At 67.4% G+C, this 21,474-nt stretch carries 25 protein-coding genes and 1 tRNA gene; 11 read left to right on the forward strand and 15 right to left on the reverse strand.

Going from position 1 to position 21,474, the window contains the following annotated elements; genetic code table 11:
- The first annotated feature begins 136 nt into the window (after window positions 1-136).
- Together AAC050_RS12945 and AAC050_RS12950 are read left to right on the forward strand one after the other, a co-directional pair.
- Window positions 137-391: an addiction module antitoxin gene (locus tag AAC050_RS12945; protein WP_339915505.1), complete on the forward strand. Its 255-nt coding sequence runs from the start codon at window positions 137-139 to the stop codon at window positions 389-391.
- Between the two features lie 4 nt (window positions 392-395).
- Window positions 396-710, forward strand: a complete 315-nt coding sequence (locus AAC050_RS12950; RefSeq protein WP_339915506.1) for a type II toxin-antitoxin system RelE/ParE family toxin — start codon at window positions 396-398, stop codon at window positions 708-710.
- A gap of 44 nt (window positions 711-754) precedes the next feature.
- On the opposite strand, the gene AAC050_RS12955 is transcribed toward AAC050_RS12950, so the two are convergent.
- Genes AAC050_RS12955 through AAC050_RS12975 form a run of 5 tightly spaced genes read right to left on the reverse strand, consistent with a single transcriptional unit; the run spans window position 755 to window position 4,004 of the window.
- Window positions 755-1,039 (reverse strand): hypothetical protein, encoded by a 285-nt coding sequence (locus AAC050_RS12955; protein WP_339915507.1) that lies wholly within the window; start codon window positions 1,037-1,039, stop codon window positions 755-757.
- Window positions 1,029-1,772 carry a lysophospholipid acyltransferase family protein gene (locus AAC050_RS12960; RefSeq protein WP_339915508.1) on the reverse strand — a complete coding sequence of 248 codons (744 nt, stop codon included), beginning with the start codon at window positions 1,770-1,772 and terminating at the stop codon, window positions 1,029-1,031. The genes AAC050_RS12955 and AAC050_RS12960 overlap by 11 nt, the downstream gene beginning before the upstream one ends.
- Entirely contained in the window at window positions 1,769-2,407 is a 639-nt protein-coding gene (locus AAC050_RS12965; RefSeq protein ID WP_339915509.1) for a YdcF family protein, read from the reverse strand. Before AAC050_RS12965 ends, AAC050_RS12960 begins: the two co-directional genes overlap by 4 nt.
- Before the next feature lie 8 nt (window positions 2,408-2,415).
- Complete coding sequence (locus AAC050_RS12970) at window positions 2,416-3,297, reverse strand: ABC transporter permease (RefSeq protein WP_339915510.1); 882 nt, start codon at window positions 3,295-3,297, stop codon at window positions 2,416-2,418.
- Window positions 3,294-4,004, reverse strand: coding sequence for an ATP-binding cassette domain-containing protein (locus AAC050_RS12975; RefSeq protein ID WP_339915511.1), 711 nt, complete (start codon window positions 4,002-4,004; stop codon window positions 3,294-3,296). The genes AAC050_RS12970 and AAC050_RS12975 overlap by 4 nt, the downstream gene beginning before the upstream one ends.
- Before the next feature lie 71 nt (window positions 4,005-4,075).
- Between AAC050_RS12975 and AAC050_RS12980 the strand changes: the two genes are divergently transcribed.
- Together AAC050_RS12980 and AAC050_RS12985 are read left to right on the forward strand one after the other, a co-directional pair.
- Window positions 4,076-4,969: an MJ0042-type zinc finger domain-containing protein gene (locus AAC050_RS12980; protein WP_339915512.1), complete on the forward strand. Its 894-nt coding sequence runs from the start codon at window positions 4,076-4,078 to the stop codon at window positions 4,967-4,969.
- Window positions 4,962-5,507: a phosphoribosyltransferase family protein gene (locus AAC050_RS12985; RefSeq protein ID WP_339915513.1), complete on the forward strand. Its 546-nt coding sequence runs from the start codon at window positions 4,962-4,964 to the stop codon at window positions 5,505-5,507. The genes AAC050_RS12980 and AAC050_RS12985 overlap by 8 nt, the downstream gene beginning before the upstream one ends.
- Before the next feature lie 23 nt (window positions 5,508-5,530).
- On the opposite strand, the gene lysA is transcribed toward AAC050_RS12985, so the two are convergent.
- The 3 genes from lysA to argH are packed head-to-tail and all read right to left on the reverse strand — an operon-like array spanning window position 5,531 to window position 8,457.
- The gene (gene lysA / locus AAC050_RS12990; protein ID WP_339915514.1) at window positions 5,531-6,808 is read right to left on the reverse strand and encodes a diaminopimelate decarboxylase; all 1,278 of its coding nucleotides are present in this window, start codon (window positions 6,806-6,808) and stop codon (window positions 5,531-5,533) included.
- Between the two features lie 3 nt (window positions 6,809-6,811).
- Window positions 6,812-7,036, reverse strand: a complete 225-nt coding sequence (locus AAC050_RS12995; RefSeq protein ID WP_339915515.1) for a hypothetical protein — start codon at window positions 7,034-7,036, stop codon at window positions 6,812-6,814.
- The gene (argH, locus tag AAC050_RS13000; RefSeq protein ID WP_339915516.1) at window positions 7,033-8,457 is read right to left on the reverse strand and encodes an argininosuccinate lyase; all 1,425 of its coding nucleotides are present in this window, start codon (window positions 8,455-8,457) and stop codon (window positions 7,033-7,035) included. Before argH ends, AAC050_RS12995 begins: the two co-directional genes overlap by 4 nt.
- On the opposite strand from argH, the gene AAC050_RS13005 reads away from it, so the two are divergent.
- Complete coding sequence (locus AAC050_RS13005) at window positions 8,438-9,082, forward strand: TlpA disulfide reductase family protein (protein ID WP_339915517.1); 645 nt, start codon at window positions 8,438-8,440, stop codon at window positions 9,080-9,082. The genes argH and AAC050_RS13005 overlap by 20 nt on opposite strands.
- Window positions 9,083-9,109: 27 nt before the next feature.
- Here AAC050_RS13005 and AAC050_RS13010 read toward each other — a convergent pair whose 3' ends face one another.
- Window positions 9,110-9,433 carry a hypothetical protein gene (locus AAC050_RS13010; protein WP_339915518.1) on the reverse strand — a complete coding sequence of 108 codons (324 nt, stop codon included), beginning with the start codon at window positions 9,431-9,433 and terminating at the stop codon, window positions 9,110-9,112.
- 88 nt (window positions 9,434-9,521) lie between these two features.
- Window positions 9,522-9,598: transfer RNA gene (locus AAC050_RS13015), tRNA-Met, on the reverse strand.
- Window positions 9,599-9,791: 193 nt separating this feature from the next.
- Between AAC050_RS13015 and AAC050_RS13020 the strand changes: the two genes are divergently transcribed.
- A complete protein-coding gene (locus tag AAC050_RS13020; RefSeq protein WP_339915519.1) occupies window positions 9,792-11,024 on the forward strand; it encodes a PQQ-dependent sugar dehydrogenase in 1,233 nt (410 codons plus the stop codon).
- A 6-nt stretch (window positions 11,025-11,030) separates the two neighbouring features.
- On the opposite strand, the gene AAC050_RS13025 is transcribed toward AAC050_RS13020, so the two are convergent.
- Entirely contained in the window at window positions 11,031-11,549 is a 519-nt protein-coding gene (locus AAC050_RS13025) for a hemerythrin domain-containing protein (RefSeq protein ID WP_339915520.1), read from the reverse strand.
- 238 nt (window positions 11,550-11,787) lie between these two features.
- On the opposite strand from AAC050_RS13025, the gene AAC050_RS13030 reads away from it, so the two are divergent.
- From AAC050_RS13030 to AAC050_RS13040, 3 genes are read left to right on the forward strand one after another with little or no spacing between them, the layout of a single operon-like run.
- Window positions 11,788-12,993, forward strand: coding sequence for an acetyl-CoA C-acetyltransferase (locus tag AAC050_RS13030; RefSeq protein WP_339915521.1), 1,206 nt, complete (start codon window positions 11,788-11,790; stop codon window positions 12,991-12,993).
- Window positions 12,994-12,998: 5 nt separating this feature from the next.
- Window positions 12,999-13,400 (forward strand): cupin domain-containing protein, encoded by a 402-nt coding sequence (locus AAC050_RS13035; RefSeq protein ID WP_339915522.1) that lies wholly within the window; start codon window positions 12,999-13,001, stop codon window positions 13,398-13,400.
- Complete coding sequence (locus AAC050_RS13040; RefSeq protein WP_339915523.1) at window positions 13,397-15,577, forward strand: 3-hydroxyacyl-CoA dehydrogenase NAD-binding domain-containing protein; 2,181 nt, start codon at window positions 13,397-13,399, stop codon at window positions 15,575-15,577. The genes AAC050_RS13035 and AAC050_RS13040 overlap by 4 nt, the downstream gene beginning before the upstream one ends.
- Before the next feature lie 151 nt (window positions 15,578-15,728).
- Here the strand turns inward: AAC050_RS13040 and AAC050_RS13045 are convergent, their stop codons facing one another.
- Together AAC050_RS13045 and AAC050_RS13050 are read right to left on the reverse strand one after the other, a co-directional pair.
- On the reverse strand, window positions 15,729-16,217 hold the full coding sequence (locus AAC050_RS13045; protein WP_339915524.1) for a hypothetical protein: 489 nt from the start codon (window positions 16,215-16,217) through the stop codon (window positions 15,729-15,731).
- A gap of 515 nt (window positions 16,218-16,732) precedes the next feature.
- Complete coding sequence (locus tag AAC050_RS13050) at window positions 16,733-17,569, reverse strand: aldo/keto reductase (RefSeq protein ID WP_339915525.1); 837 nt, start codon at window positions 17,567-17,569, stop codon at window positions 16,733-16,735.
- Window positions 17,570-17,620: 51 nt separating this feature from the next.
- Between AAC050_RS13050 and AAC050_RS13055 the strand changes: the two genes are divergently transcribed.
- Together AAC050_RS13055 and AAC050_RS13060 are read left to right on the forward strand one after the other, a co-directional pair.
- Window positions 17,621-18,580: an alpha/beta hydrolase gene (locus AAC050_RS13055; RefSeq protein WP_339915526.1), complete on the forward strand. Its 960-nt coding sequence runs from the start codon at window positions 17,621-17,623 to the stop codon at window positions 18,578-18,580.
- Window positions 18,581-18,717: 137 nt separating this feature from the next.
- On the forward strand, window positions 18,718-19,980 hold the full coding sequence (locus AAC050_RS13060; protein ID WP_339915527.1) for a hypothetical protein: 1,263 nt from the start codon (window positions 18,718-18,720) through the stop codon (window positions 19,978-19,980).
- Window positions 19,981-19,991: 11 nt separating this feature from the next.
- Here the strand turns inward: AAC050_RS13060 and AAC050_RS13065 are convergent, their stop codons facing one another.
- Both AAC050_RS13065 and AAC050_RS13070 read right to left on the reverse strand, forming a co-directional pair.
- Window positions 19,992-20,903, reverse strand: a complete 912-nt coding sequence (locus AAC050_RS13065; protein WP_339915528.1) for a pirin family protein — start codon at window positions 20,901-20,903, stop codon at window positions 19,992-19,994.
- Window positions 20,904-20,981: 78 nt separating this feature from the next.
- Window positions 20,982-21,470, reverse strand: a complete 489-nt coding sequence (locus AAC050_RS13070; protein ID WP_339915529.1) for an Lrp/AsnC family transcriptional regulator — start codon at window positions 21,468-21,470, stop codon at window positions 20,982-20,984.
- Window positions 21,471-21,474: the final 4 nt, after the last annotated feature.

Here is a 21,474-nt window from a genome sequence, read left to right on the forward strand (position 1 = left end):
CGCACCACAGATAGCGGGTCGGCGGCTGAAACGGAACGGGAACATGCGGCAATGGTCCCTTCACTGACAGACCGGGCCGCACCAATTTGTGTTGTCTTCAATATTGCGTATTTTGAAGACGAAACAGGAGGTGACCATGTCCCGCACCACCACAATGACTGTCCGGCTCAGCGGCGCGCTGAGCGAGTTCGTGGCCTCGAACGTCGGTGAAAACGGGGCCTATGAGAACATCAGCGAATATGTGCGCGACCTCGTCCGCCGTGACATGGACCGCCGCGAGCAGGAGGCCTTCGATCGCCTGAAGGCGGAGCTGACCCAGGCCTTCGCCGCGCCGGAGTCATCCTATGTCGCCTTGACCGCGGCCGAGGTCATCGCCCGTAATCGGACCTGACCGGGTGGCCGCCGTCCGCGTCCAGCAGGCGGCCTCGCACCGTCTCGACGCCATCTATCGCTACACCCGCGACCGCTGGGGCGAGGCCCGGGCGGAGCCCTACATCACCGGCCTGTTCGACGCCTTCGGCCGGATCGAGACGCATGGCGTGGCGTCCCGGCCGATCCCCGCCGCGTTCGGCGTGGACGGCTATGTCTTTCGCTACGAACGCCACCTCGTCTACTGGCGACATCTGTCGAACGGCGACATCGGCATCGTCACCGTGCTGCACGAGCGGATGCACCAGATCGGCCGGTTGCGGAAAGATTTGGGGCTTTAGACAGCGCCTTTGTGCATCTGCGCGCATGTGGAGAAGACGCAAGTCTAATTCCGGGTCACGTCTTCGCCGCATGAGGTGCAGGTGCGGCCCGGAAACATTCCGTAGCCTGTGACCTCACGGTCGCCGACAATCATCTTTGGCCGGACCAGTGGATGATCGCAGTAGGGGCAGACGAACCATTGGCCGACGACCAGCGTCACCAAGGCACTCACCCCAAAAAGCAGGTACCAGAACGGGCCGATGACCGACATGATTTGGCCGGCGAACCCCATGATGATCGCCATCCAAATGAGAGCGATGGTCAGGAACGCATAATAGTTAGAGCGCACGTTCCGCGCCCTTTGACTGGCCTGGGCTCTTCGCCAGCAACGCCCCCGACGCCGCCTCCAGCTCCAGCTCCAGCCGCGCCATGAACACATCCCGCTTCAGGCCCGCGGGGATCGGCGGCAGGAACTCATAGACGATCGTGCCCGGATAGCGCCGGAAGCCATGCGCGGGCCAATACACCCCCGAATTGGTGGCCATCGGGGTGCAGGGGCAGTCGAGGTCGCGGTACAGGGCGGCGATGCCGGGCTTGTAATCGGGCGCGGCCCCGACCGGGGTGCGGGTGCCTTCGGGGAAGATCAGCATCTGCCGACCCTCGGCGAAGCGGTCGCGGGCCTGGCGCACCATGGCCTTCAGCGCCTTGGCGTGGGCCGAGCGGTCGACGGCGATCATCTTCGTCTTGACCGCGAACCAGCCGAAGAAGGGCAGGGGGGCCAGCTCCTGCTTCATGATGAAACAGTTGTCCGGCAGGATGGCGAACGGGGCGATGACGTCCAGCATGCTCTGGTGCTTGCCGGCGATCAGGGCGGCCCCGACCGGGCGATACTCCAGACCGCGGAACTCGACCTTGACCCCGGCGATCCAGCGCAGGCCGAACAGGCAGAACCGGGCCCAGTTGCGGATCACCCACATGGCCGGGCGATAGGGCATCAGCAGCGCCGGCGACAGGCCGACGGCGAACACGGCCAGCGACAGGTACAGCCAGACGACGAACAGCAGGGAACGCAGGGTGGTCACGGGGTCGCCGTCGCCGGTTCGTCGGTCGCGGTGTCATCGGCCGGGGCCGGATTACCGCCCAACCGGTGCACCCCGGCCCGGGTCAGGGCAGCGAGATATTTCATATATTCCAGCGTCATGCGCCGGGCGGTGACTGCGGCTCGCCACCAGCCGGAATCATCCAGCGACGGCGTCGAGACGGCATGGGGGATCAGCGTCACCCCCGGCGCGGCCGAGCGGATCTCCACCAGGCTACGGGGCATGTGATAGTCCGAGGTGACCACGATCAGGCTGTCATAGTGTTTGGACCGGGCCCATTCGGCGATCTCGCGGGCGTTGCCGTTGGTGTCTTCGGCCTCGAAGCCCAGGTCGACACAGCAGTTGAACAAACGGCTGGAGCCCGGCGTCAGGGCCCGCAGCTCCTGGCGGCGCACCTCGCGATTGACCCCGGAAATCAGCAGGCGCTGGCCCTTGTCCTGTTCCAGCAGACGAATGGCGACATTGACCCGTTCGGCCGAGGGGCCGGTCAGGGCCACGATGGCGTCGGCCCGGGCCGGGTCACCGGCCGGGGTCAGATTGTGCACCCGGTCGGCGAAGGCGAACAGGCCGACCAGCCAGACCAGCACCAGAATCGCGATGAGAGTCAGAAACTTCATGGCCCTTCCTAACGCCGCTGCCGCAGGCTCGCCAGTGCTGTGATCCGCGCCGCGACCAGCGCGACCGTAGCCGCCAGCACCGGGCATGGCGAGAGCAGCAGCAGATCGCTCCACGCCAGGGGCAGGGCCGGGCTGAGACCGCCGGCTCCGCCCAGTCCGCGCAGCCCCGCGACCAGTAGGGCGGCGGCGGCGGCCCCGCCGGCTCCGGCTCCGGCGGCCAGCAGACCGAATCGCTTCTGGTACAGCCAGGCGATGGTGCCGTCGGCGGCCCCGTTCAGGCTCAGGGTCTCGATCACCGGCCATTGCGCTGCCAGGGCCGCGCGGGTGGCATAGGCAATGGCGGCGGCGGCCGCAGAGGCGGTCAGCAGGAAGGCGGCGGCGGCCAGCAGGCTGATGATCATCGCCGCCCGCTCGACCTCGCCGCGCCACAGGCTGTGATCGTCGACACTGGCGTCCAGACCGGCCTCGGCCAGGGCCCGGCTCAGGGTCACGGCGCTGGCCGGAACCGTGGGGTCCAGTCGCACCGTGACCAGATAGGGCAGCGGCAGGTCGGGCAGGATGGCGTCGCCGATCCATGGCCGCAGCAGGGCCTCGGCGGTTTCGCGGTCCATGGCCTCGGCTTCGGCCACGCCGTCGACCCCGGCCAGGGTCTCGGCGGCGCGCGCGGCGGCCCCGGCCCCGGTCTCGCCGACGCGCGGGCGCACCTGAACTGTGGCCTCGGCCCGTAACTGACCGGCCCAGCCGTGCGCCGCCCGATCGGCCGAAGTGGCTCCGACTGCGGCGAGGCAGGCCAGAAAGCACAGGATGGCGATCACCGCCGCCAGCCAGGGCTCGCCGGCGCTGTCGCGCGGCAACAGATTCGCGGGACGGCGGGTGAGACGAGCGATCATGCGCCGCTCCCGATCAGCCGACCCCGGTCCAGCCGCAGGATGCGGGCTCCGGAACGCGCGGCCAGGGTTTCGTCATGGCTGGCGATCAGTACGGTCGTGCCCAGCCGGTTCAGCGCCTGGAACAGACCCAGTAATTTCTCGCCCATGGCGGCATCGACACTGCCGGTCGGTTCGTCGGCCAGAATCAGTCCGGGGTGGGCGACCACGGCCCGGGCGATGGCCAGCCGCTGTTTTTCGCCGCCTGACAGGGCCGGTGGCCGGTCGGCCATACGGGCCCCGAGCCCGACCCAGTTCAGCATTTCCTCGACGTCGGCGGCGTAGTCCTCGGGCTTGAGTCGGGCCAGACGCAGCGGCAGGGCGACATTGTCGAAGGCGCTCAGATGGTCCAGCAGGCGGAAATCCTGAAACACGACCCCCGTGCGTCGCCGGATTGCCGGGACCGCGCTGCGCGGGATATGGGTGACGTCCTCGCCGAACAGGTGCAGCCTGCCGGAAGTCGGCCGCTCGGCCAGCGTCAGAAGTTTGAGTAGCGATGATTTTCCAGCACCTGAGGGGCCGGTAAGGAAGTGGAAAGAGCCACGGGGCAGAATGAGGTCGACGTTCCGCAGCACGCCGGGCGCGTCCGCATAGCCGAATCCCACGCCCTCAAGGCGGACGGTTTCGTCAGCGGTATCGATTTCGGCGGCGCGACGGTGCGATTCGGGCATAGGCTACTTATAGGAACGGGGCGTGACAGCGCCTCGACGGGAGGGGGCTCAAAGCCTCGCAGTCAGACCACATGATACTGACCTGCCCGTCCTGCGCCACCAGCTATTTCACCCCTGACGAGGCGATTGGCCCCTCGGGCCGTCGTGTGCGCTGCAAGAGCTGCGCCCATATCTGGCAGGCCAGCCCCGAAGAACCGCTGGATCTGGACGCCGGCCCGACCCCGGAGCCGGTCGCTCCGCCGGTCGCCAAACGCGAAGTCCCCGTCGAATCCCTGGCCGAAACACCGGCCCCCGAACTGCCCAAGGCCTTCCGGGCCCGGGCCGAGCAACAGCGCCGGCTGCGCCGTGCCGCCACCCATGGCGTAGTCTGGGCCGGGGTCGCCTCGGCCTTCGCGGCCCTGCTGACCGCCGGCTGGCTGTTTCGGGTCGAGGTGGTCGACCTCTATCCCCGCGCCGCTGCGGCCTATGCGGCGGTCGGAACCCCGGTGAATCCGACGGGTCTTGAGTTCGAGGCCATTTCCGCCCGCACCGGGCCGGACTCGCCGGATCAGGTGCTGGTGTCCGGCGCGCTGCGCAATGTGCGGGCCCGTGAGGTCATCGCCCCGCCGGTGCGCCTGTCCCTGCTGGATGCCCACGGGGCCGAAATCGGTCATGCCGTGGTGCGCATCGACGCCGCTCCGGTCCTGCCCGGCAAGGTGCAGGGTTTCGCCGTCCAGATCCCTGATCCGGGGGGCAAGGCCGCCGGGGTCGATGTGATCTTCCTGTCGATGGACGAGGCGCGGCCCGTGCCGGTGGTCCGGCCGGTCAATGTGCCCCATACCGCCCGCCCGCTGCCTTCGGCCGACGAAGGTGGACTGCGTCCGGCCCTCGGCCCGATGCCCGAGGCCGTCGACCTGCATCCCGTCGATGCCGTGGCCGTAAGCGACCCTCACGCACCGGCTACGGAGCCCCGCCAACATGGCTGATGCGACCCCGGCCCAGCCGGTTGAACCGACCCTTCTGCTGCCCGAGGCGGATATCCAGCGCATCGTCACCGAACTGGCCGCGCGCATCGCCCCGGTGATCGATGACGACACGGTGGCCGCCGTGCTGCTGACCGGGGGGCTGTGGTTCGCCGCGGACCTGACCCGGGCCCTGGCGCGAGCTGGCCGCAACGTTCATTTCGATGCCCTGTGGCTGGCCTCCTACGGCGACGAACAGTCCAGCCGTGGACGGGTTGAGGTGCGGGCTCCGTTCCAGCGTCCGATCGCCGGCCGCCGGGTGCTGATCCTCGATGACGTGTTCGACACCGGCCTGTCACTGGCCGAGGCGGTGCGCATCACCCGCGAGGCCGGGGCGGCCGAGGTGCTGACCTGTGTGTTCGCCAAAAAGCCCTGGCCCCTGCCGCGCGCGCCCGAACCGGACTTCGTCGGCTGGGAGGCCCCGAACCGGTTTCTGGTCGGCTATGGCCTCGACCATGCCGGGGCCCTGCGCGGCCTGCCGGACATCTGCGCCCTGGACTGAACCGGCCAGACGCCGACCGGGTTTCAGAGCCAGTCGGCCCTCGGTTCGCGGGCCAGCATCTCGTCATAGGTCGGACGGACCCGAACCACGGCCCAGCGATCTCCATCAACCAGCACCTCGGGCACCAGCGGGCGGCTGTTGTATTCCCCGGCCATGACCGCCCCATAGGCCCCGGCCCCCATGAAGACGACCAGGTCCCCCGCCTGCAACGGCGGCAACGGCTGGTCGCGGGCGAAGGTGTCGCCGGTCTCGCACACCGGACCGACGACGTCATACGGACGGCTGTCGCCCGCGCGCGGGCGCACCGGCAGTAATTCATGCTCGGCATCATAGAGGGCCGGACGCAGCAGGTCATTCATGGCCGCGTCCAGCACCAGAAAGCGGCGACCGTCGCTGCGCTCATTTACCTGGATGACCCGGCTCAGCAGCACCCCGGCATTGGCGGCCAGCAGACGGCCCGGCTCGAACGCCGCCTCGACCCCGAGACCGTCCAGCACCCGGGCGGCCATGGCCACATAGTCGGCCGGTGACGGCGGCACCGTGGCTGCGCCCGAATAGGGCACCCCCAGACCACCCCCCAGATCGAGGCGGCTGACGGTCAGGCCCCGGGCTCGCAGGGTCAGGGTCATCTCGCGCAGCACCCGGAACGCCGCCTCCAGCGGCTCCAGCGTCGTGATCTGGCTGCCAATATGACAGGCCAGCCCCACCGGGGTGACGTGGGGCGACTCTGCGGCCCGGGCATAGAGGGCCAGGGCCTCCTCGACGGGCACGCCGAACTTGTCGGTGTCGCCACCGGTGGTGATCTTGGCGTGACCCCCGGCCCCGATGCGCGGATTGACGCGGATGGCGATGGCGGGGTTCGCGGACCGGGCCTCGGCCACGGCGATCAGCCGGTCCAGCTCGACCGCGGATTCGATATTGATCTGGCGCACGCCGACGTCGATGGCAAAGGCCAGTTCGGAGTCGGTCTTGCCCACGCCCGAGAAGATGATCCTCTGGGCCGGGATACCGGCCGTCAGGGCCCGGCGGATCTCGCCCTCCGAGACCGTGTCCGCGCCACAGCCCAGCCGGGCCAGGGTCGCCAGCACCGACAGATTGCTGTTGGCCTTGACCGCATAGGCGATCAGCGCCTCGCCGAGGGCGTCCGGCCAGGCGTTGGCGGCGTCGCGCAGCAGGCCGTAGTGCCGGCGCAGGGTCGCGCTGGAATAGACATAGGCCGGGGTGCCGACCGCAGTGGCCAGGGTCTCGAGCGACACGCCCTCGGCGTGCAGTGTCCCGGCGATCAGGTCAAAATGATGCAAGGCCTAGCGGGGACCGTCATAGGGGCTGCTGCCCGGACCGCCGTCGATCGGGTTCTCACTGGGCGGACGATTGATCGTCGCCGGCTCGGGCAGGGTCTTGCCGCGCGCGTCGGGCAGGGCGCGTTCGGTCTGGCGGGCAGGCGGGGCCTCAAGGTCGGCGATGCGGCCGCAGCCGGAGACGGACAGGGCGAGAAGGGCGATCGCGCCCGACAGGAGCAGTCTGGTCATGACAGGCGGGTCTTCCATTCGGCGATGCGCGCACGGACCTGTTCCGGCGCTGTGCCTCCAAAGCTCTGGCGACTGGCGCAGGAAGCCTCAGGGGTGAGTACCTTGTAAACCGCTTCCGTGACGCCGGGTTCAAGCGATTGCAGTTCGGTCAGCGAAAGTTGCGACAGGTCCACACCCAGGACCTCGGCCCGCTTCACCGCCGCGCCGGTCACATGGTGCGCCTTGCGGAACGGCAGGTTCAGTTCACGTACCAGCCAGTCCGCCAGGTCGGTGGCGGTCGAGAACCCGGCCCCGGCGGCGGCGCGCATGTTTTCGGTGTTGGGCTGCAGCACCGCGATCATCGCCGTCATCGCCGCCACGGCCAGGTCGAGGGCGTCGAAGGCCTCGAACACCGGCGGCTTGTCCTCCTGCATGTCCTTGGAATAGGCCAGCGGCAGCCCCTTCATCACCGTGCTCAGGGCCACGAACGAGCCGATGATCCGGCCGGTCTTGGCCCGGACCAGTTCGGCGGCGTCGGGGTTGCGCTTCTGCGGCATGATCGACGAGCCGGTGGTCAGGTCGTCGGGCAGGGTGACGAAGCCGAACATCGGCGTCATCCAGATGACGATCTCCTCGGCCAGCCGCGACAGATGCCCGGCGCAGATCGAGGCCGCGGCCAGGCTTTCCAGCGCGAAGTCGCGATCCGACACGGCATCGAGGCTGTTGCCCATCGGGCGGTCAAAGCCCAGTTCGGCGGCGGTCATGTGGCGATCAACGGGAAAGGGCGACCCGGCCAGGGCCGCCGCGCCGAGCGGGTTCTCGTTCATGCGTTTGCGGGCATCGGCGAAGCGCGAGGCGTCACGGCCGAACATCTCGACATAGGCCATCAGATGGTGGCCGAAGGTCACCGGCTGGGCCGTCTGCAGATGGGTGAAGCCGGGCATCAGGTCGGCCGCATGCTGTTCGGCCCGGGCCAGCAGGGCGCGTTGCAGCCCCTCAAGCTGGCTCACCGTGCCGTCGCAGGCGTCGCGGACCCAGAGTCGGAAGTCGGTCGCCACCTGATCATTGCGCGAGCGCGCCGTATGCAATCGGCCCGACGGCTCACCGATCAGCTCGGCCAGCCGTGCCTCGACATTCATGTGAATGTCCTCATAGGCGTCGCGGAACGGGAAGGAGCCGTCGCGGATCTCGCCCTCGACGGTGTCGAGACCGGCCAGGATGGCGGCGGCGTCGGCGGCGGCGATGATCCCCTGTTTCTCCAGCATGCGGCAATGGGCCCGCGACCCGGCCAGATCCTGCTGCCACAGGCGTTGGTCGACCCCGATCGAGACATTGATGGCCTGCATGATCGCCGCGGGCTTGGCGTTGAAGCGCCCGCCCCATAGGGTCTGCCCCTTGGCGCGCCCTTCGGAGGGCGGGGATGTGTCGGGCAAGGTGGACATGAGCGGCTCGAAGAAGACGGGATGGGCGGTTGCGGCTGCGGGTCTGCTGATCCTCGGGATCGGCGGCGCGGGTCTGCTATACGCCAACAGGGGCATAGTCTTCAAAGCCCCGGTTGCGGCGGCGGCCGCGAAGAGCGACCTGGCCCGCTTCGCCACCGGGCCGCTGGCCCGGCTCGAGACCCCGGCGACGCTGGTTCAGGCCCCGGACGAGGTGTTCAAATCCCGCGGCGGCGCGGATGTTCATTTCGCCGATTTCCGCGGCAAGGTGGTGGTGGTCAATCTCTGGGCCATGTGGTGCGCGCCGTGCCGCACCGAGATGCCGACCCTGGCCCGGCTGGCCGAACTCTATGCCGGGCGCGATCTGGTGGTGCTGCCGGTCAATGTCGACACCGGCCCCGACGCGATCGCCGACGCCACCAGTTTTATCGACGTCCACGAACCCCTGCCGCTCTACAACGATCCGGAATTCCGGCTGCCGTTCGTGTTTCCGGGCAAGGGCAAGATGCCCCAGACCATCCTGCTGGACCGTCAGGGCCGCATCCGCGCCGCCTTCGCCGGTGAGGCCGACTGGGCCGGACCCCAGGCCCGGGCCCTGATCGACGCCCTGCTGGCCGAGGAAGGCTGAACGCCCGCCCCGACCGACAACAGGTGTCTACTGCTGCGGCGTGGGCGCGGTGGCCCCCGGGCGGCCTTCGGCGGCGGCCTCGGCCTGATTGGCCTCCAGATGGTCGGCCACATTGCCCGCGCCGGACTCGACGGCCTGGGCGGCCTTCATGGCCCCGCCCTCGATGACCTCACCGGCGGCGGCGGCCCCTTCCTGGATCTGGGTGCCGGCCGTGGCGGCAGCGTCGGCGGCATTGTCAGCGGCCGCCTCGGTATTGGCCTCGGCCTGGTTCTGATCGGCCGGCGTGCAGGCGACGAGGCCCAGCGACAGGGCGGCGGCGGTGGCGGCGAGGGTGGCGATACGGATGGACATGGAATGCTCCCGGAGCAGGTTGAACCTGCATCGGAAACGCGGCGCTACGGCAACGGTTGCGCCGGTCGGGCCGGGGGTCTTGAGGAAATGGTGGCTGGAGGCGGACTTGAACCGCCGACCTGTGGGTTATGAATCCACCGCTCTAACCAGCTGAGCTACCCAGCCACTATGCCTCGACCTCCCGTCGGCCGGGGCCGGCGCGGGAGAGGCGTGCCTATATAGAGGGCCGGGCGCGGGTTCAAGTCGTCGGACGTCTATAGGGTCGGGGTCCCGCCGCGACGGGATCGTGACCCGGACGTGAAGGCGCGGTATTGACGGGTCGCTCCGGCTGTCCGCGTCTGTGAAAAGGGAAGAGCCCATGCGTCTGACCGTCCTCGCCGTCACCCTTGCCGCCGTCGCCTTGGCCGCCGCCTGCCGGGCTGGCGACGCGGCACAGGTCGCGCCCGCGCCCGGTGCGCCGGTCGAGACCCGCCCGGCCAATGCTCCGGATCAGCAACCGGCCTTCCCAGGACAGACCCGGGCCCCGGGAGTTCGCACCGAAACGGCAATGAGCCATACGGTGATCGCCGCCGGGCTGGAGCATCCCTGGGGCCTGGCCCTGCTGCCCGATGGCCGCTGGTTGGTGACCGAGCGGCCGGGACGGCTGCGGATCATCTCCGCCGACGGCGGGATCAGTACCCCGGTCGCCGGCTTGCCGGCGGTCGACGCCCGGGGGCAGGGCGGGCTGCTGGATGTGGTGACCGGGCCGGACTTCGGCACCGACCGGATGATCTACTGGAGCTATGCCGAAGCCCGTGACGGCGGTAATGCCACCAGCGTGGCGCGCGGCCGGCTGTCCGGCGACGGGTCACGGGTCGAGGGAGTGCAGGTCATCTTCCGGGCCCTGCCCGCCTATGACGGGGTGCTGCATTTCGGCTCGTCGCTGGCCTTCGATCCGCAGGGCTATCTGTTTATCACCCTGGGCGAACGCTCTGACGCACCGATGCGGCCCCAGGCCCAGGATCTGGCCTCGCACATGGGCAAGACCATCCGCATCCATGCCGACGGCTCGGTGCCGACCGACAATCCCTTTGCCGACCGGGCCGGAGCCCTGCCGGAAATCTGGTCGCTGGGACATCGCAACGTCCAGGGCGTGGCGACCCAGCCCGGCACCGGGGCCGTGTGGACGATCGAACACGGCGCGCGGGGCGGGGATGAGGTCAATCTCGACCGTGCGGGGGCCAACTATGGCTGGCCCGCCGCCGCCTATGGCATCGAATACCGCGGCGGGCCGATCAACGCCGGATTGACCGCGCGCGCGGGCACTGAACAGCCGGTCTATTACTGGGATCCGGTCATCGCCCCCGGCGGCGCCACCTTCTACGACGGAGCCATGTTCGCCGGCTGGCGCGGCAATCTTCTGGTCGCCGGCCTGAAGGAAAAACACATCGCCCGGCTGGTGATCGAAAACGGTCGGGTGGTCGGCGAGGAGCGGTTGCTGACCGGCCTGGGCGAACGGGTCCGCGACGTCGCCGTCGGGCCGGACGGGGCGGTCTGGGCCATCACCGACGAAGAGGACGGCAAGCTGGTCAGGCTGGCCGTCCCCCGGTGAGCTAGATCAGGCAGCGACGCCGGCGTCACCGTCGAAGGTGGTGGTTTGCGCAGGTTTGCCCGACTTGAAGCGCGCGGTGGCGGTCTTTTTGTGGGCGCGCATGTCGTCGGCCAGGGCGTCCATGTCCAGACCCGCCGAACGCGCCTGGCTGAACATACCCTCGACCCGCTTCTCTTCCTCCTCGACGTGGTGTTCGATCATCTCCGACAGCACCTTGACCTTGGCGTCGTAGAATTTCTCATCCGGGCCGCCGGCCTCGATCTCGTTGATCAGCACCTTGGCCGCGTCGTGCTCGACATAGGCCTCGTCGACGAGGTCGTCCTCGATCTGGCCGCGGCAGGCCGGATAGAAGACCTCTTCCTCGATCGCCGTATGCACCTTCAGCTCAAGGCAGATGGTCTCGGCCAGGGTCTGCTTCTTCGCCTTGCCGGAGGCGGCCTCGAACTGTTCGAACAGGTCTTCCACTTTGCGGTGGTCGGCCTTCAACATCGCAATCGCGTCCATCTCTTCATATGTCTGGGTCATGGCCTCGTCCTTGTTGGGGATACTGACCCGATAAGACGCGGACCCGCATGACCGTTCCTACGGCCACGCTAGCTGAGAGTCGTTCTCGACAGGGCCCGGTCTCGCCGGGTTTTGGGGACAAAATACTTGACGTTGACGTAAACGTAGGGTTCTTGACGGGCACGCTCCAAACCGTTCGTCCCGTTCGTCGCCCGGCATCGAGAGCCGGGCCGGGGACCCCAGCCAAGAGAGACGCCCCATGGCCGAAGCCTATATTTATGATGCGGTTCGCACCCCGCGCGGCAAGGGCAAGAAGGACGGCTCGCTGCACGAGATCACCGCCCTGTCGATGGCGACCCAGGTGCTGGAAGCCCTGCGCGACCGCAACGAACTGGACACCTCCAAGGTCGACGACGTCATCCTCGGCTGCGTCTCCCCGGTGGGTGAGCAGGGCGCCGACATCGCCCGCACCGCCGTGCTGACCGCCGGCTGGGCCGAGACCACCTCGGGCGTTCAGGTCAACCGCTTCTGCGCCTCAGGCCTCGAGGCCGTGAACATGGCCGCGGCCAAGGTGAAGTCCGGCGAGGCCGATTTCGCCGTCGGCGGCGGTATCGAGGCGATGAGCCGCGTGCCGATGGGCAGCGACGGCGGGGCCTGGCCGGTCGATCCCTCCAGCGCCTTCCCGACCTATTTCGTGCCCCAGGGCGTCTCGGCCGACATGATCGCCTCGAAATGGGGCTTCAGCCGCGACGACGTCGACGCCTATTCAGTCGAGAGCCACAAGCGGTCGGCCCGTAGCTGGGAAGAGGGCCGGTTCAAGAATTCGGTCATCCCGGTCAAGAATCAGCTCGGCCTGGTCCAGCTGGATCGTGACGAGACCATCCGTCCCGGTACCGACATGCAGACCCTCGGGTCGCTGAAGCCGTCCTTCGCCATGATGGGCGAGATGGCCTTCGATTCCGTGATCAACCAGCGCTACCCCGAGGTGGCCCGCGTCAATCACGTGCACACGCCGGGCAACAGCTCGGGCATCGTCGACGGCTCGGCCGGGGTGCTGATCGGCACCAAGGAAGCCGGCCAGGGCGCAGGCCTCAAGCCGCGCGCCCGCATCCTCGGCGCGGCCTCGATCGGTTCGGAGCCGTCGATCATGCTGACCGGCCCCGAGTTCGTGGCCAAGAAGCTGCTCGCCAAACTGGGCATGCAGTCGACCGACATCGACCTCTATGAACTGAACGAGGCCTTCGCCGCCGTGGTGCTGCGCTTCATGCAGGCGCTCGACGTCGACCACGACAAGATGAACGTCTGCGGCGGGGCCATCGCCATGGGTCACCCGCTGGGCGCGACCGGGGCCATGATCACCGGCACGGTGCTGGACGAGCTGGAACGCTCGGGCAAGTCGACCGCCCTCATCACCCTGTGCATCGGCGGCGGCATGGGTGTCGCCACGGTGATCGAGCGGGTGTGACCGGGATGGGGCGCGTCAGCTCGATCGATCAGGAATTCGCCGCGGTGACGGATCACTGGTCGCCGCGCGTCGTTGCGGACCTGAACGGCCAGAGCGTCAAGGTGGCCAAGATTCAGGGCGATCTGACCTGGCACGCCCATGCGGACGAGGACGAGCTGTTCCTGATCTGGAAGGGCAGCATGGTCATTGAATATCGCGACCGCCCCCCGGTCCGGCTCGGTGCCGGGGACGTCCATGTCGTGCCTCGCGGCGTCGAGCACAATCCGGTCGCGGACGAAGAATGCTGGGTGGTTCTGTTCGAACCCTCCGAAACCAAACACACGGGCGATGTCGTGATGTCGAAGACGAAAACGGTCTCGGCCCAGCGCATTCACCTCCACCATCAAGTTGACGGGAACGCATCATGAGCCTCGAAAATTTCAAAATCGACGTCGATGCCGACGGCATCGCCCTGATCACCTTCGACGTTCCCGGACGGTCGATGAACACCCTGACCAGCAAGGTCATGGCCGAGATCCCCGAGTGGGTCGAACGGGTCAGGACCGACGACGCCATCAAGGGCGCGGTGCTGACCTCGGGCAAGACCACGGGCTTCTGCGCCGGGGCAGACCTCGGCGACATGGCCGGCGGCATGCTGGCCGGCGGTTCGCTGCAGGAGGCCTACGATGCCGGCTGGAAGCTGAACGCGGCCCTGCGCGCGCTGGAGACCTGCGGCAAGCCGGTCGCCGCGGCCATCACCGGCCTGGCGCTGGGCGGCGGTCTCGAACTGACCCTGGCCTGCCACTACCGGGTGGCCGGTGACGACAACAAGATCCAGCTGGGCCTGCCCGAGATCAAGGTCGGCCTGTTCCCCGGCGGTGGCGGCACCCAGCGGCTGCCGCGCCTGATCGGCGTGCAGGCGGCGATGATGGCCATGACCGAGGGCAAGTCCTTCCGGCCCAACGACGCCAGGGGCGCGGGCATCATCCATGAGGTCGTGGCCAAGGGCACCGAGGTCGAGGCCGCCAAGGCCTGGATCAAGGGCGGCGGCAAGGCCGTCCAGCCGTGGGACGACAAGAGCTTCAAACTGCCCGGCGGTGGTCCCTACCATCCGGTCGGGATCCAGAATTTCCTCGTCGGCAATGCGATGATCCGCAAGCAGACCTACGGCAACTATCCGGCCGCCACCAATCTGATGAAGGCCGTCTATGAGGGCGTTCAGGTGCCGATGGACGCGGCCCTGCGCATCGAGACCCGCTATTTCATCAAGACCCTGATGACGCCGCAGGCCCAGGCCATGATCCGCTCGCTGTTCCTGTCGAAGCAGGAGCTGGACAAGGGGGCCGTGCGCCCGGCCGGTCAGCCCAAGTCCGATCCGAAGAAGGTCACCGTCATCGGGGCCGGCATGATGGGCGCGGGCATCGCCTTCGTTCAGGCCCTGGCCGGGATCGAGACCATCCTGATCGACCGCAGCCAGGAAGACGCCGACAAGGGCAAGGCCCATGTCGAGGAACTGCTGAAGAAGCGTCTGTCGCGCGGCCAGATCACCCAGGACAAGTTCGACGCCCTGCTCGGATCGGTCACCGCCACCACCGACTACGACCTGATCAAGGGTTCGGATCTGGTCATCGAGGCCGTGTTCGAGAACCGCGAGATCAAGGCCGACGTGACCAAGCGCGCCGAGGCCCAGCTGGCCCCGGGGGCGGTGTTCGGTTCCAACACCTCGACCCTGCCGATCACCGGTCTGGCCGAGGCTTCCGTCCGTCCCGAGGACTTCATCGGCATCCATTTCTTCTCGCCGGTCGACAAGATGATGCTGGTCGAGATCATCCTCGGCGAGAAGACCGGCGAGGCGGCGATCGCCAAGTCGCTCGACTATGTGATGAAGATCCGCAAGACCCCGATCGTCGTCAACGACGGCCGCGGCTTCTACACCTCGCGCTGCTTCGGCACCTATGTCGCCGAGGGCATGGCCATGCTGGAAGAGGGCTATGCCCCCGCCCTGATCGACAACATCGGCCGCATGACCGGCATGCCGCGCGGTCCGTTGGAAATGCACGACGACGTGGCCCTGGACCTGTCGGTCAAGATCGCCAAACAGACCGCCGAGGATCTGGGCGACAAATACCAGCCGCTGCCGGGCTCGCACATCGTCCAGAAGATGGTCGAGGAGCTGGGCCGCTACGGCCGCAAGAACGGCAAGGGCTTCTATGACTATGACAGCAAGCCCAAGGTCATCTGGCCCGGCCTGGCCGAGCTGGCCCCGGTCAGGATCAATGACTCGACGCCCGAACTGGTCGCCGACCAGAAGCAGCGCCTGCTGTACCGTCAGGCCGTCGAGGTCGCGCGCTGCTGGGAAGAGGGCGTCATCGACGACCCGCGCGAGGCCGATGTCGGCGCCATCCTGGCCTGGGGCTTCGCGCCCTGGACCGGCGGCCCGATCACGATGATCGACCAGACCGGTCTGAAGGAATTCGTGGCCCAGGCGGATGACTATGCCGCCCGCTACGGCGACCGCTTCAAGGTGCCGCAACTGCTGCGCGACATGGCCAAGAAAGGCGAGACCTTCTACGGCAAGTTCGCCGGAGCGAAGAAGGCCGCCTGATCCGATCCATCCTCCCCGTCGCGGCGCGGCGGGGAGGGGGGATGCTGCGGGGCCCCCTGTCTTGCGGAGGCAGGGGGCGGGGTCGGTGAATGGCCGGTTTCAGGCGTCCACCACAAGTCCGGTATCGACCCAAGTCGGACGTCAGGGTGCGTCAGGCAACACCATTGCAATGGGCAGAAAGAATGCGGCGGCTTTCATAGTCGATTGAAAGCGTCACGACCGAACAGCCGCCGTCGAAAACGACGGGAAACGGCTCGTCAATGTGGATGTCGCGGCGACCACGCTGCAAAGCCTCCGCGGATGGCTGTGGGGTTGGCCCCAAATCTTCCATGCCGTTCGGGGTGTACCGGGAGGTTCGCCAGTCCGATGGATGCGGCTCGACCGGAGGCGCAAAAACCGCTTCGACAATCTGACGCCCATCCCTCTCGATCATTCGATAGTAGCGAGCATATTCGGCGACGGGCTTCGGAGCGCCGCCTTCCAGGTGGGGCGTGGCGTTCAGCGCCACCTTCAGATCGAGCGATGCTTCCAGCTGTTGGGCCCAATCGCGGGTCAGAGCTGAAGGTTGTGCGACGGCGACTTGCAGGGATGCGAACGCCGTCAGAGCGCCCAATAGTGCGGCGGCAGTCAGGGGTTTCATCCGCCGATCAAAGCGCGCCGCCGCCCATAGCGCAAGTCAGCTATGCCGATTTGCCGATTGACCACTCTCGACCCGTTCTTGATGCCGGCCTTGCCCGAACGGTACCGATTGGCAGTTGTCATCCCGGAAGCGCCGGAGGCGCTGTCCGGGACGCTTGAGTGAAAGAAATTAATCCTCCCGGAAGCGGCGTCAGCCGCTTTCCGGGAGACAGGTCAGGATCCAGCGTGGCGGAACCCGTCTCCCGGACAATCGCGCCGCGATTTCCGGGAAGCCCCGAACACGGGGATCACACCGTCCCGGATCGCCGCTTCGCAGCGTCCGGGATGACAAGGTGAGCCGACCTTTGGGCGTGTCGATTGACCGCTTTCGACGCTGCTTCATCACCCACGTTTCATCTCCGAAGATAAAGTTAGTGTGTTGCGTTCACCGGTTGAGCCACCCCTACCGGACATTCCGCGCGTCCGCTCACCGGCCCGCGCCCTGACCACCGGACCCGCCCGCTCCCGGCCTTGGCCCTAGATCACATCCAGCGGCTGTTCCGACGTCGGCGGCGGGAAGGCGCGGTCCAGGGCGGCGATGTCCTCGTCGTCCAGCTGGATCTCCAGCGCCGCAGCATTCAGCTCGACGTGCTCGACCGTGGACGCCTTGGGAATGGCGATGATCCCCTCCTGACGCAGCACCATGGCCAGGGCGATCTGGGCCGGGGTGGCGTCGTGGCGGTCGGCGATCTGCTGCAGCACCGGTTCGTTCAGCAGCTTGCCGCGTCCCAGCGGCGAATAGGCCATCACCGGCATGTCGCGGGCCCGCGACCACGGCAGCAGGTCGAACTCGATGCCGCGCGAGCCGGGGTGATACAGGACCTGATTGGCCGCGCACTGGTCGCCGCCCTCCATCCGCATCATCTTGCGCATGGTCTTCAGGTCGATGTTGCTGACGCCCCAGCGCAGGATCATGCCCTCGTCGACCAGTTCCTCGAAGGCGGCGATGGTCTCCTCCAGCGGATGGCGACCCTCCCAGTGCAGCAGATACAGGTCCAGCCGGTCGGTCCCCAGCCGCTCCAGCGACTTCTCGCAGGCCAGCATCATCTTCATCTCGCTGGCATTGTCCGGCTTGACCTTGGACACCAGAAACACCTCGTCGCGCCGCCCGGCGATGACCTCGCCGACCAGCCGTTCGGAATTGCCATTGCCATAGATCTCGGCCGTGTCGACCAGGGTCAGGCCCAGGTCGAGGCCGCGCGACAGGGCGCGCATTTCGGCGTCGCGGGTTTCAGGATGGTCGCCGATCTCCCAGGTCCCTTGGCCAAGGATGGGAACGGCCGTACCGTCAGGAAGCGATGTCAGGCGGGTCATGTCCGGCACAAATCACAATGCCGCGCCCGGCGCTACTCCCCCGGAGGTCCGATGCAGACGAGACGGTTGAAAACCGACGGCCTGACCCAGCAGATCCTCGAGGCCGGGACCGGTCCGCTGGTGTTGCTGCTCCACGGCTTCCCCGAACTGGGCCTCAGCTGGCGTGCCCAGGTCGAGGCTTTGGCGGCGGCCGGCTATCACGCCGTGGCCCCCGACATGCGCGGCTATGGCGGCACCGACAAGCCGGGCGAGACCGCCGACCACACCCTGCTGCATCTGGTCGGGGACATGGTCGATCTGGTGCGGGCGCTGGGGGAAAGCGAATGCGTCGTCGTGGGGCACGACTGGGGCGCGCCGGTGGCCTGGCACTGTGCCCTGCTGCGACCCGACATGTTCCGCGCCGTCGCCGGTCTGTCGGTCCCGTTCCAGCCGCGTCGCCCCAATGGCCGGCCGACCGAAACCATGGCCGCGATGGGTCGGCGGGCCGGACTGGGCGATATCTATATCCTGCGCTTTCAGGCGGCCGACGCGCACCTGGCGTTTGATGCCGACCCGGCAACTGCCCTGCGCAAATGCTTCTGGAGCTATGACGGTGCTACCGCACCGGAACACCGCGCCACCGGCCTGCTGCCGCCCGGCGTCAGCATGCTCGAGGCCGTCCCGGACCACGCGGCCCTGCCGCCCTGGCTCAGTCCCGACCATTTCGCCGACTATGTCGCCGCCTTTACCGCCGGTGGATTCAAGGGGCCGCTCGACTGGTACCGCTGCCTCGACCGCAATTGGGCCCTGACGGCCTTTGTTCAGGACGCCAGGATCACCGTGCCCGCCCTGTTCCTTGTCGGCGAGCTTGATCCGGTTCGTCGCTATGCCGGCGCGCATGAGGCGACACTCGGCGACTGGCTTGTCGACCTGCGCGGTCGGCATGTGCTGACCGGTGCCGGTCACTGGTTGCAGCAGGAACGTCCGGTTGAGGTCAACGACTACCTGCTCGGCTTTCTGCGCGACTTGTAATCAGTTCAATCGACAGTGAAAAATCCGACTTCTGCGGCCAAGCTGTCTGTATTTGCAGACGTTTCTACTGCGGTGCTGTAAGACTTCCTAAAGTCCGGTGATTTACCTGTGAGGGTAGTCCAGTTTGGAAGAGGCATGTGTCCAGTCCGGTTTCGATCGTCAGCATCAGCACCTCGCGCCGCGATCAGATTGACCGGATGGCCGAGGCGGGGCTGATCCGCGAGGGCCGGGTCTTCACCCTGTCACTGGCCCCGATCCGCGAGCAGCTTGGTTCGCGCTGGGACACCCGCAGCGACCATATCTGGGACGGAGTCGAGCGCGCCCTGTTGCGCAAATTGCCGCCGCCGGATGTGTTTATTCGTCTGGATGACATCACGGTTCTCGCGGCCATCGCCTCCAGCAGCGGCTATGACGCCCAGGTGACCTGCACTGAGGTGCTGCGTTCCGTCCTCACCTTTTTTCTCGGCCGCAACGCCGACGAGGACGTTCAGCTGGCCCGGGTGTCTGACGTCAGCGGCGGCCAGCTCAGCTGTGTGCCGGTCGACCCGAGTGCGCCGCCCCCTCGACCGGCTGCGGTTCCCCCGGTTTCCCGGGCCGGGGCGACGGCTTCGGAAGCCACGGAAACGGATTGCACACCGGCCAGCTGGACGCCACCGCTGGCTGGCCGCAGCTATGCCACGCCCTTTGTCACCGCCAAGGGCGAAGCCATCCCCATGGTTATCGACGTCACCGCCGTGTGGCGGCTGGATGGCGGCGGCATCGCCGCCTATGCCCTGCGCCGTCGCCTGCCGCACAGCCTGGGACCGTTGAGCGACGCGGATCGCGAGGCCATCGACCTGGCGACCTTTGCCCGTCTTAATGAGCTGCTGGTCGAGTACCAGAATGAGGGCGGCATGTTCGCCCTGTTCGTGCCGGTGTATTTCGAATCCATCTCGGCCCGCCGTCAGCGTAACAATCTGGTCGGACGCAGCGCTGGTGTGGTCGACGTCATGCGCAAGGCGGTCGTGCTTGAAATCGAGGATATGCACGCCGGTCTGCCGACCGGGCGCGTCGGCGAAGCCGTCTCCCTGATGCGTCCCTTCGTCCGGTCGATGATGGCCCGCGTCTCCGAACCGGCCATGGTCGAACGTTTGATGAGTGAATACGCCTTTACCGCCCTGACCGCTGACGGTGCACTGCACCGTCGGGGGTTCCGGCGGCTGTCGCGTCTGCTCGACGCCATGCGTCGTCGTAGCCGCAACATCCTGCTCCATGAGGTTCCGCATGAGGCCGAGGATACGGTCCGCGCGGCGGGCGTCAGCCATATCACCCTGCCGGGCGAGGATGATCGTCGTGACGGCCGTCCCGAATCGACGCCCTGGGTGTCTGAAGATGATCCGTCGCCGGGCGAGGCCGACTGAACCCGACCGGCCTAGACCGGATCAGTAGGTTCCGGCGTGGCCGGGGTCTCGGGCAGCGGAATGAATTCGTCGCTGTCGCCGTCGGGCAGCTTCATCCGTCCGGCCTTCCAGTCGGCCTTGGCCTGATCCATCCGGGCCTGTGACGAGGCGACGAAATTCCACCAGATCAGCCGCTCGCCCACCGGTTCACCGCCCATCACCATCACGGTCGACGGGATGATGGCCCGGATGGTCGGTTCGGCCTGGGGTTCCAGCACGATCATCTGGCCCTCATGGAAGCGGCGGTCCCCGACCTCGATCTGCCCCTTGGCGACATAGAGGGCGCGTTCGCTCATGCCACCGGTGCCCTTGCCGGGCGGCGGGGAGGTGCGCACACCCGCCTGCATTTCCCAGTGGACATAGAACAGCGGTGACGAGGTCTGCACTGCCGCCTTCGCCCCATAGGCCTCACCGGCCACCAGCCGGGCGAACAGGCCGCTGTTCTCATAGGAAGGCTGGTCGATTTCGTCGTGATGGTGAAAGGCCGGATCGGCATCCTCGCTCTCATCGGGCAGGGCGATCCAGGCCTGCATGCCGTGCATCGGGCCACCGGTCGATCGCTTCAGCGGATCGGTGCGTTCGGAATGGACGATGCCCTTGCCGGCGGTCATCCAGTTGACCTCTCCGGGGCGGATGGCCTGGGTCACCCCGGTATTGTCGCGGTGGATGATCTCGCCCTCGAACAGATAGGTCAGGGTCGACAGGCCGATATGCGGGTGCGGGCGGACATTGATCCCTTCGGCCCCCGGCGCGAATTCCGCCGGTCCCATCTGGTCGAGGAAGATGAAGGGGCCGACCATGCGCCGCGCATGAAAGGGCAGGATGCGACCGACCTCGAACCCGCCGAGGTCCTTGCGCCGGGCGTCAATCACCATTTCGATCATGGGGGGCTCCTGTGCCGGGACTCAGCGGAACCATGATCGTCGGGTCCGGCGCGGCCGTCCAGTCCCCCGGATCCGGATTCAGGTCACGTGCGGCGTGACCAGCCCCAGCGGCAGGGCCGTGATGTCCTTGACCCCGCGGGTGACGATATGGCTCTCGCAGTCGGAGACAATGCCCAGGCTCAGCAGCTTCTCCCGCAGGAACCGGTCGAAGGCATGCATGTCCGAGGTGATGATCCGCAGCACATAGTCCTCGCGGCCGGTGATGGTGGCGCACTGCACGACCTCGGGCCAGGCCCCCACGGCGGCCTCGAACACATCGAGGTTTTCGCGTGACGGCAGGCTCAGCTTGACGATGGCATAGACCTCGAAATCCAGCCCCAGCATGGCGGCATTGAGCAGGGTGACCCGCTTGCGGATGAGACCGCTATCCTCCAGTCTCTTGATCCGACGCCAGCAGGGAGACGCAGACAGCCCGACCCGTTCGGCGATGTCGGCGACCGAAAGCCCGGCGTCCTGTTGCAGGATGTCGAGAATGCGAGCGTCGACGGGGTCTAGTTCGTCCGCCAAGGTG

This window comes from uncultured Brevundimonas sp. (assembly GCF_963974615.1).
Lineage (GTDB): Bacteria > Pseudomonadota > Alphaproteobacteria > Caulobacterales > Caulobacteraceae > Brevundimonas.